We start from the raw sequence: 10,002 nt of genomic DNA, 5'->3' as shown, positions 1-10,002 counted from the left end.
TGCGGCGGCTCATGTCGACCGCGAAGACGACCGTGCCCCGGCAGATGACGTCCCCCGCACAAAGGCGCTTGCAAACCCCACGATTAGACGACGGCCGGTTTTTTCGGCAGACCGCCCGATAGCGGACTGGCAGCTATCCACCCCTTAATAGGCGATCGAGCCCCCCTCCACTGCCCTCTGAACGAACGGCCGGTTTCCCCGGCAGACCGCCCATTAGCGGACGGGCCGCTATCCCACCCCCTTTCGGCCGGCGTTCGAGCCCATTCACCGCCCGCTTGACATAGAGTGATCGCAGGAGCGAGGCACCTCGATCAGCGTCAAAGTGGAGGAAGGTGGATCCTTGCCGAGGTCAGAAGCGACCAGCTTGCTTACGGCTGCTCAGACTCGATGACTAGCCCAGTGCAGCTCACGAGAACCAGGATGAGCGCTCATTTTCGCTGGTCGGGAATGTAGACGATGAGACCTCGGAGACTGACGTTTGTTGCAGCGCAAGCCATTGCCGTCGCTCAAGCCGTGCCGCCGTTGTTCTCTGGTCTCGACCTCCTACGGCGCGACCATGCGACTACAAGCTCCGCGGAGTGAAGGCCGCCAGGAGGAGCAGAAGCGCAAGGGCGAGAAGCGAGCTGGATCCAACGCTTTCAAAGAGGAGCCCCCCCATGACGCCTCCGAGTGCCAACGCGGTCCACGAAAGCAGGTACGGCCACACTTTGGTCGATGAACCGACGCCCATACGCGCCGCCAATCCGCGACCGAGGTGAACAAGCGTTCCGGTTACGTAGGTCATGGCTGCTCCGACGCCCTGGATGCGCAGCACGAGGGCGTTGTGCATTCCCATCGCAATCACAAGCGGCGCGAGCGACCAGAAGCCGCCCGACGCGTATCCCGCTGCCAGCAGAACCGCCTCGCACGACATGGTCAACCTTCGTCTTCGCGGAGGCACTCCGGTCAGCACCTCGCCGAGCGCTACCCCGGCAACGAAGAGGGCGATGATGGCTGCACCGTACAAGGCCAGGCGCATGTCGCCTTCCACCACCGCGACGGCCGCTCGGGTGGTGTTGCCGCTCATGAACGAGACGTAGAACAGGCGCATCTGGAGGAAGCCGACAGCGTCCACGGCGCCTGCGAACGCGATAAGCGCGATCGCGCCCCATGTCGCCGCGCCTCTTCCGAGAGGCTGAAGCTCAGGCTCGATCATGCACGCACCTCGCCGCTTGCGGCCGCCTAGGTGCCACAGGCCGCGGCCGAAAGCGGCGGACCAGAGCGGAAGGCATCCTTCCTCCTCGTGTCCGCCAAGATCGCGAGTGCAAGGCACCACAGCGCCCCTGTGACTTTCTATACTACTCGCCTTGAACGGAGACGCTTCGCTTCGCGGTTCGAGCCCTCTTGGCCGACGGCGCAGGCGCGGCGGTCGCCTGGTCGTTGGGGAGCTTGCGCCCGAGACCGATGCTCTTGGCCTTCTCGCTACGAGCTGCGCTGTAGCCAGGTGCGACCATCGGGTAGTCCGGCTTCAATCCATAGCGGCTGCGGTAAGCTTCGGGCGTGAGGCCATGCGCGTTCAGATGCCTCCTCAGGCTCGCGTAGGACTTGCCGTCGATCATGCTGACGATCCGGTTCGGGTCGGAGAGCGACTTGCGTACCGACACTGCCGGCACGTGCGCTTCCGGCACGCGGGCCTGCTGCTCCGACGACCCAACCACGAGCCTCGACAACGCCTCGTGCATGGAGCGTAGCACGTCAGGCACCTGCTCGATGCCTACCCTAGTGTTCGCGTTGGTCAGCCACGCCTTCGTCAACTCGGTGGCAAAACCAACGAGCTGCTGCCTCTGATCATCTTCCGCCATATCGCCCTCATCGCATCGACGCGTCTTCCGCCCCTTCGTACGGTACCTTAAACACCGTTGCGTTCAACGCTGCTCTAACGAGGAATTCACAGAACCACGTGATCGAGATAGGGCGTTCGCTCGGCTCTGCGCGCTACTCCCGCTCTGTCCGGATCCGCCTCCACGTACTCGATCTCGCGTATCGCGACGCGCCACTCGCCTTCATCGGCAGGACGCCTCAGCGGGACGGAAGCACTGATCGGAACGACACCGGTCCATGCCCAGTCGCCACCGGCAGAGGCTCCTCCGATGGACAGCTCCTGCTCGGCGACAACTTCCCATTCCATGTCGGAGGTCTGACCCGCGGCTCGCCGCTCGATCGTGGCGATCATGCGTCGGCTGCGCGCGATCAGGTTGGTCACGTCCGCCGCGCCAAACGGATAAGGCGACGCAGCCCCCGGCACCCCGCCCCCGATCTGCGCAACGGCAAGGTCGCGCAGACCGACCGGGCCGGTGACCGTGACGCGGACATGCTCCTCGTCCGGGCGCGTGACCGTCAGCGTTCGCTCGGGCAGCAATTGGGCGAAGTCGCACCGCACCGGCTTGGACAGTTCGAGGCCGGGCAGTGCGTGCGGCTGATATCGCGCGACCACGAGCTGGACGAAGGGCCAGATCGCAGCTCCCGGCTCGATCGCGACGTCGACGTACCAGAGACCGCGGTCGCGGTTGTATTCGGGGCGATAGCCTACGACGCTCACCTGCCGGCGCTCGCGCGTCCCCGGCAGCACCAGCATCGTCGCCGCGGGCGAGACGCGATCGTCGCTGCCGTAGCGATCGTCGAGCTTCAGGGTGCCCGCGTACAGATCCTCGAGCGACAGCGCGACCAGCGGCGTCTCCGGCCCGGCGTTGAGCCACACCGGGTCCGCCCCCCACAACGACAGGTCAGTCTCACCCCCGCCGCCGAGCACCACGGCGAGTTGCTCGTCGGCGCCGGTGCGGAACCACGGTCGCTTGAGATAGATGCGCAGCCCGCTGCGACGGCGGCGGCGGAAGCCGAAGGGCTGCCCGGGTGCGCCCTCCTCGTCCCAGCGCATCAGCGGGATGACGGAGTCGATCTCCGGGACGGGCGGCTCCGCGCTGCTGGGGACGACCAGCTCCAGCGCCGCGCCGAGCCGCGACCGGCTCTCGACAGTCGCGAGCATCTCGGCGGGGAAATACTCGCGGAAGCGGGTGGTGCCGCGGAACGCGTAGCGGATGCGCCGGTGCCGCGTGTCGCCGAACTGATGCCGCGCGCGGTGGACGCGCATCGGGCCGAGCCCGGGGACCGGTGGCGAGGGCTGGACCTGCTCGTCCCCTGCGGTAGGGCCGAGCAGCACCATGTCCTCGTCGGGATCGGTCTGGATCGTGAAGGCGACGGCGTGCTTCTCCTCGGTCGTCGGCGCGTCCGCGGAGAGATCGTCGATCTGCTCGGTCCAGCGCGCCTCGGCCTCGATCCGGTCGGTGCTGGGCGCGTGGATGTCGATCACGCCCGCGAGATCGGCGTGCGTCGCGCCGGCGGGTCGCAGCGGCAGCAGCAGCGCCGCGAAGGGGGCGAGCACCGGGCGCGGCACCGCATGAACCAGCGTGATCGGCTGATGCGGCGTCAGGCTCCAGAACTGGCCGTCGGCGGCGGGCCGCTCCACCAGGTCCATCGCGCGTAATGCGGGCGGCATAAGGTTCCACAACGCCATCAGCGCGAGATCCTCGCGAAGAAGCGACGAGGACAGGCGCAGGTCGAGCCGCGTTCCGGGCGGCAGCGCGATCGTCAGCACGCCGTCGGCATAGAGCGTCGTCGCGTCCGTCGCAGCGCTGTCGAGCACCAGCCGGACCGGCTCCGGCGCCGGCCACGCGCCGCCGTAGCGCCCCGCGGTGCTCTCCGTGCGGAACAGGTGCAGCAGCGGGCTGCTGCGGTTCGCCCCGGGCATGCCCAGGGCCCAGCCGACCGCGAGCGGGTCGGGCAGCCATGGCAGCCGCAGCTGATCGACGTCGTGGACGACATAGTGGCCGGCGGGGATCGGGCGCCCGCGGTTCGCACCGAGGAAGGCGTCGAGGTCGGTCTCAGGCGTGGTCACCTCGGGCCCGGCCTCGAGTGATACGCCAGGCTGCGGAATCATCGACGCCGGATCGTCGGGCGCCACGATCGTGCGGTCGTAGAGCGTGCCGTCGTCGCGCAGCGCCGCGGCCAGCAGCCGCTGGCGCTGCGCGGGATCGTCGATCCCGGCGTCGAAGCGGCCGTGGAGCTCGTTGAGGTGCTGCGAGCCCTTGGGCGCGGCGAGGTGCCGCTCCGAGGTCGCCCGCCAGTCGGCAGCGAGCGCGGCGCCGACAGCCTCGATATAGGCGGACGGCGGGGCCGGCGTGCCGTCCGGCGCCACGTCGCTGCGGATTACGAGGTGGTGGACCGACTCGGCGGGGCTGAAGCGATGGCGCGGAACCACCACCGGGGGCAGCACCGGATCCCAGCGGAGGAACGGTAGCTTGGGCGTGATCGTGTCGCCGAGATCGACCTCGGCGGCGACACGGTCGTCGTCGTCGAGCTGCTCGTCGAGGCTGGGTCGCGCCAGATCGAGACTGACCTGGTCGAACCCGGCGCGGAGATGGTCCGCCAGCGGTGCGACGCCCGATGGTGCGCGAACCGTGACCACGGCCGCGCGCCGGCTCGCCACCAGCCGGTCGACCGCCTCGACGCCCACGATCGGCAACGGCGTCGCCACCGTCGTATCGGGGATCGTGCGGATCTGCTCGACCGGCGAGAGCGACGGCGCGCGGGCGCTCTGACGCAGCTGCGCGACCAGCGGCGCGGCAGCGCGCGCCTGGCGCTCAAGCGGGACAGTGGGGCGCGCCCGCAGCGGACGATCGCTACCGACGGGCGTGGGGCGCGGCGCGCCGGGCCGGCCACCGCGCTGCGGCGACGCGTCCGACCCATGCGCGTTGCCGGCGAGGTCCACTCCCCAGGCGCGAAAGGCGTAGGAGCGCCCGTAGCGCAGCCGAGGCAGCGTGCCGGGCGCGACGCGGGTGACCACCGCGACAGGGGTGATCCCGCTCGTCGGCGCGACATCCGCGACGGTCTCGACCTGCGCGCCCTCCGCGCCCTGCGTCGGCTCGGCGCGCGGCCCGGGCCGCGGCGCGGACAGGCTCCACCCCGACCAACCGAACAGCGCCTCGTGCAGATAGGCGTCGCCCGTGCCGTCCTGCCGCTCGCTGCGGACGGTGGAGGTCTGTACCCAGCCGAGTTCGGGCCGATCGGCATAGATCACCGCACCGTTCGCCAGCGTGGCGGTAGCCAAGCGGCGATGGACGCTGAACCAGCGCTTCTCGTGGTCGTCCCACACCTCGACGCGGAAACCCTGGGTCACATCCTCGGCGCAAAGCCGCGGTGCCTGCCCCGCCGCCAGCGCGGCCGCCATGCCCGCCGCGCGCGCGGCCTGTTCCTTGACCGTCTCGGCGCGATCGGTGCGGACGATGGTGAACCCCTCGGAGCGCAAGGTCGGCGGCGCGGCATGGCCGGGATCGCCGCGGTCCGCCATCGCCAGCATTCGCGGCAGCGCGCGGACGAAATTGCCGAGCTTCATCGCCGCGCCGTCGCTGTCCATCGCCAGCGCCGCGAAGAGCGACTCCTCGCCGAGGCGGAGCCGCCCGCGGTTCCAGTCCTTCGTCCGCGGGCGCAGCATCATCCGATCGCCGAGCCGCTCGACGTCGCTGATCGACGAGACCACCTCCACCCCGACGAGATCGGCGCCGGCCGACAGCATGGTGGCGGCGCGCAGCCGGGCCGGATCGTCGACGCGCAGGTCGATCACCAGTCCCAGCCGGCGGAGCAGCTCGGGCTGGTCCGACAGATGCGCCACCCGCTCGTGGAAGTCGGGTCTCGGCGGCGCGAGCGGCGGCACGTCGGCTGCGGGCGCGACGTTGCCGCCCCGCGGCTCGTAGAAGCGGCGGGCGCGGTGGAGGAGCGTCAGCGCCTCGCCCAGCGCCCCGGCGCCGTCCATCTTGCCCTCGTCGAGCAGCTTCGTGGCGACGTCCTCGCGGAACCGCCCGCCGCCGTCGGCGCGGCGCGTGCCGCCCAGCGCGTCGATCACCGCGCGCAGCGGGTCGCCCCGGCCCAGCCCGGCGAGCGACGGCGGTTCGGTCGGGAACCACAGAGCGGCGCCGATCGCGGTCAGCGCCGCCAGGTCATGGACCTGCCTGACCGGAAAGCTGCGCCACTCGCGCAGGTGCAGGTCGCCGTAGCCGGGACGGCGTACCGGCGTATCCGGGGCGAACACGCGATCCCAGAGCGACGGATCGGGCGCGGCGACGCGCGCCGTGGCGAGCACGCCCGACTGATCGCGCAGCGTCAGCGTCGTACCGGCGATCGCCGCGGCCCAGTGCGAGAACACGGCGAATTCCGCGAGCGGTGCCTCCGGCGCCGCGGGCGTCAGCTTGGGCGCGACATGGATCGACACGTGGAAGGGTGCGTCCGCCGCGGCGGTGAAGGGCAGCGCGGAGAGGACGATCTGCTCGCGGTTCATCTCAGCGCTCCCCTTCGCTGGCGAAGGCGGCGAGATAGTCGACCCAGACCGCGTCGCCGCGTTCCTCGATCTGGAGCATGTCGCGTACGGTCGGGTCGCCGTTGGATCCGGCGAAGACGCGTTGGGTCTTGACCGTCACCGAGGTGGAGAAGAACAGCACCTCGACCTTGATCGTGAGCTGCGCCTCGCCGATCAGCTTGTCCTGTGGGGCGACATAATAGGTCAGCGCCAGATAGAGTTCGAGCGAGGCCGTGATCAGCGACAGCACGTCTACTTCGCCGCGGATGCGGACGTAGCCGGTGAGCTGCCCGGCATCGGCCTCGATCTTGAAGTAGATCCCCGCCATCACCGAGACCGAGCCCGAGGCGACGCCGAAGTCGAGCGCCACCACCGCGCCGAACTCGAACGCACCCTCGAGCATGACCAGACCCTTGGGGTCGAGCCGGATTCCGAGGAAGCCGCCGCCGCCGAGGAACGCCACCGCCAGGGTGAAGGGCCGCTCGCGCGTACAGAAGTTGAAGCCGACGCTCACCGGCGTGTTGCCTAGGAAGGGCACGCGCGCGTCGGCGCCGAGTGACAGGTTGGTGAGCGAGAAGACCCCGATCGCCAGGTTGGGCAGAGTCAGCGTGAACCCGGCCGAGATGCCCTCGGTGCCGACGTCGAGGAAGGGCGGGTCGCTGAAGCCGTCGAGCGGAATCATCTCCTTGAGCACCTGGACGAAGGAGAGGACGCCGACGAACCTGAGCTCGTCGAAGACGATGTCGATCTCGGGCCGACGCGCGGCGGTGGCGACGAAGGCGATGCGCTTGAAGCGCACCTCCATCAGCTCGAAGCCGGGGACGAGGTTGAACCAGAAGTTCTCGAGCTGCGCGGTGACCGACAGTCCCGCCGGTGCGCTGCCCGAGGCGCGCGCCTCCACCGACACGCTCAGCGCCTTGGCCGGGTCGGCGAAGCGCAGGACCGGCACCGAGTCGCTGGGAAGGTCGCGCACGACAGGGCGCCAGTCGAGCCGGGCGCGTATCTCTCCGCCGGACGCGAAGCCCTGCGCGAAGTCGAGCACCGCCTTGACGACCTCGTTCGCGAGCACCGCCTCGATCGCCTCGACTAGACGCCCGATCTTGGCACGGCGCACCGGCTCAAACGCCTTCTCCGCTTCCTTCAGCGCGATCGCCTGCAACGTCGCGGGCAGCGCGTCGAGCGCGGTCTCGAGCCGTTGGCGCGCCTCATCGGTCACGTCGCCTTCGACCAGCGCGTGGATCGCCGCGCGCAGCTCGTCGAAGGTCGTCGGGAGCTCCGGCACCTCCAGGCCCCATTCGGCCGCCGTCTCTTGGAGGCGCGCGAGATCCTCCAGGAGGCCGGCCACCCGGTCGAGCGCCTGCGTCACGAACTTCGGCGCGAGGTCGAGCGCGCCGCCGAGCACCAGTTCGGCGAGGTTGTAGAGCCCGAACAGCTTGGGCAGCGAGGCGAACAGCTTCGCGGGGTCGAAGGTGCCTGCCGCGGCGTCCGCGACGTCGCCCACCAGCCCCGTCGTGCGTGCCAGGGCGGCGACCACGACGTCGGGCTTGATGAAGCCGCCGGCGCGCTCGCTGGAGCCGAAGCGAAGGTTGGCGCTTTGCGGCTGCGGCGGTTGCGTCAGCGAGACGAAGCGCGCCAGCTGCAGATACACGTTGCCCGCGTTCGCCGCGCCGAAGCCCTCGGCCTTGTAGGGCTCCGCATAGACCACCTCACTGACGCCGGCCTCGGGCGTCAGACGCTGGATCGCGGGAATGGCGATGCTGGCGCCGTGGAGGAACGGCTCGGCGGTGGAGGAGCGCGGCACGCCGCCGAGCAGCAGCCGCTCTGCCTCCGCGGTCGCGCTCGCCTCCGCGCGCCCCTCCCCCGCCGCGAGCGCGGGAGCGAAGGCGATCTGCTGCGCGCCCGCGGGGATGCCGCTCGCCACGTCCTTGTGCCGTGCGGCGTAGAGTGCCGCGATCGCGTCGCGCGCGGGCTGGCTCGTGTCGAGCTCGCCGGAGAGCGGGACGAAGACTAGCGGCGCCTGGAGGTGGATCGAGTGACCGTCTTGGTCGAGCGCCTCGATCTTCCACGCGAACGGCTCGGTGTCGCCCTGCGGGGTCGGCCAATAGGGCACCGGCTTGATCTGCACGTTCAGGTCGGGAGTGCGATCCGGGCTGAGCCGCGCCGAGACGAAGGGGAGATCGCGTCGTGCGAAGGCGCGCTCGGGCTGGCTCAGCAGGATGTACTGCTTCTTGAACAGCGCGGCCTGCGGCTTCGTGCCGCCGACGATCTGGCGATAGGTGATCGTGACCAGCGTCGCCGCGTGGCCGAGCGGAAAGAGATAGCCCGGCGTGTCGACGCGCACATATTGGTCGCGCCCCATCGGCGCGACATGCTCCCAGCCTTCCAGCGGGGTGACGCTGCCGAAGGGAGTGACGTAGGGGAGCGGGTCCCATCGCGCCTTGAGGTCGATCCAGGCGCCTACCGAGCTGAGCATCATCCGGCGTACCTGCGCGGGGCGCGGCCGCACCAGCGGCGCGAGCTCGGTTCCGGCGGACTGCCGCACGATCAGCTCGCGCCACTCCGCGTTTAGCGAGTGGCCGAAGGGTAGCTCGGCCTGACCGTCGCGGTCGCGCGTCCAGATCGCTCGCACTACGCGTTCGGCCGCGGCCTCGAGATCGACGCTGCCGTCGACACGGCGCACTCCGAGCCGGCTGTGCCACAGCTCCACCCGCCCCTGCCCGCGGCCGTCCCCGACCGGCGTGCGCGCATGCGCCCAGCCACCGTTGACCGAGGGCGAGAGCAGCAGGCGGAACGGGGCTTCAATCGCGGTCTCGCCGGCGGTCGGCGCGCGCAGGTCGGGCAGGGTCCAGCTCGGACGGACGAGGTCGGGTACAGGAACGGCAGCGCCGGGGCGAAGCCTCGAACCGCCCTCGTCAGGCGCCGGCGCACGCGCCTCGAGCCAGTCGCCGGCGGCCGCCAGCGCGTCCCGAGCGGCCTTGAGCCCCCCACGCGCCATCCGGTTGGCGGCCACCATCGCGCGCTGGCCCTCGATCAGGTCGGACGCGGCGCCCGGTAGCCGATCGGCGCGGCGCAGCTCGACCCGGTCGAGCGCCTCGGCCATCGCGGCGCCGATCGTGCGTCGGCCGGGCACCCGCACCGGCGGCAGCGAGGCGGCGAGCGCTGACGGCGCCACGATCATCTCGAACCGGCCGAGCGCATCGAGCAGCCCCTCGACCGACCAGGCCACCGACTGCCCCTCCGGGATCGCCAGCACGAGCCGCGACGGCTCCGCCGCACGCGCGCCGACCGGAACCTGGATCGACGAGGGCACCGCCGCGAAGAGCGCGGGGGGCTCCTCGGAATAGGCCTGCTCGGCGAGATGCTGGAAATCGAAGCCGAAGCGCAGGAGGCCGCCTCCCGGCGGCGCGACCAGCGCGCTGCCCCGCGGACCCGGGGTCAACCTCAGGTCGCGCCAGCTGACGCGTAGCGCGATGAGATCCGCTGGGCGAGTGACCCGTCGCCACGGCGACCAGGCGGATCGCACCAGCGGTTCGCCACGACTGCGGGCATCGACGTCGCGGTCAGGTCGCAGCGCCATAGCACACTCCCATAAAGCGCCCCGCTGGGATGCGGGGCGT

At 70.6% G+C, this 10,002-nt stretch carries 4 protein-coding genes; all 4 read right to left on the bottom strand.

Features of this window, described 5'->3' with window-relative positions; translation table 11 throughout:
• Positions 1–562: 562 nt before the first annotated feature.
• Positions 563–1,195, bottom strand: coding sequence for a YoaK family protein (locus tag FHY05_RS19195; RefSeq protein ID WP_183946044.1), 633 nt, complete (start codon positions 1,193–1,195; stop codon positions 563–565).
• A gap of 142 nt (positions 1,196–1,337) precedes the next feature.
• A complete protein-coding gene (locus FHY05_RS19190) occupies positions 1,338–1,841 on the bottom strand; it encodes a MucR family transcriptional regulator (protein WP_183946043.1) in 504 nt (167 codons plus the stop codon).
• Between the two features lie 86 nt (positions 1,842–1,927).
• Positions 1,928–6,367: a hypothetical protein gene (locus FHY05_RS19185; protein ID WP_183946042.1), complete on the bottom strand. Its 4,440-nt coding sequence runs from the start codon at positions 6,365–6,367 to the stop codon at positions 1,928–1,930.
• 1 nt (position 6,368) lies between these two features.
• On the bottom strand, positions 6,369–9,962 hold the full coding sequence (locus FHY05_RS19180) for a hypothetical protein (protein WP_183946041.1): 3,594 nt from the start codon (positions 9,960–9,962) through the stop codon (positions 6,369–6,371).
• Positions 9,963–10,002 lie beyond the last annotated feature (40 nt).

The organism is Sphingomonas sp. BK580, from assembly GCF_014194975.1.
Lineage (GTDB): Bacteria > Pseudomonadota > Alphaproteobacteria > Sphingomonadales > Sphingomonadaceae > Sphingomonas.
Note: the sequence above shows the minus strand (reverse complement) of the source record. Positions and strands in the feature narration are given on the sequence as shown.